We start from the raw sequence: 691 nt of genomic DNA, 5'->3' as shown, positions 1-691 counted from the left end.
GACAGAGTAAGAAGTGAGTATGTCCTGCAAATCAAAGGTTTCGTGCGTGCCCGCCCTGAAGGCACGATTAACGAAAATATGTCTACCGGTAAAATTGAGATTCTTGGTAAAGAGTTGACGGTTTTGAACGCTGCAGAAACGCCACCGTTTCCGCTTGATGAGTATGTAGATGTTGGTGAGGAAACACGTCTTAAATATCGCTTCATGGATCTTCGCCGTCCTGAGATGCTCAATAAACTCATGTTCCGTTCTAAGGTTACAAACTTTATCCGTAACTTTATGGATAAGGAAGGCTTCATGGATGTTGAGACGCCTATCCTAACGCGTGCGACGCCAGAAGGTGCGCGTGATTATTTGGTGCCAAGCCGAACTCACCCAGGAAACTTTTTTGCGCTTCCTCAGTCTCCTCAGCTTTTCAAGCAGCTATTGATGGTGTCTGGTGTTGATCGCTACTACCAAATTGCAAAATGTTTCCGCGACGAAGATCTTCGAGCTGATCGTCAGCCTGAATTTACTCAGGTGGATGTTGAGGCATCTTACATGTCTGAAGATGAGATTATGGGTAAGATGGAGGTGCTTGCCGGCTCCATGTTTAAAGAGCTGCTAGGTGTAGACTTGGGCGAGTTTCCGCGAATGCCATACTCCGAAGCAATGAGTAAGTACGGAAGTGACAAGCCGGACCTGCGTATCC

1 protein-coding gene is annotated in these 691 nt (G+C 46.9%); it reads left to right on the top strand.

The features are described from left to right. Positions 1 to 691, top strand: a 691-nt coding sequence (locus A3751_RS18555) for an amino acid--tRNA ligase-related protein (RefSeq protein WP_304439055.1), incomplete at both ends; no start/stop codon positions are given.

It is taken from the genome of Oleiphilus sp. HI0080 (assembly GCF_001635135.1).
The sequence above is the reverse complement of the archived record's forward strand: the minus strand, read 5'-3'. Positions and strand labels throughout refer to the sequence as shown.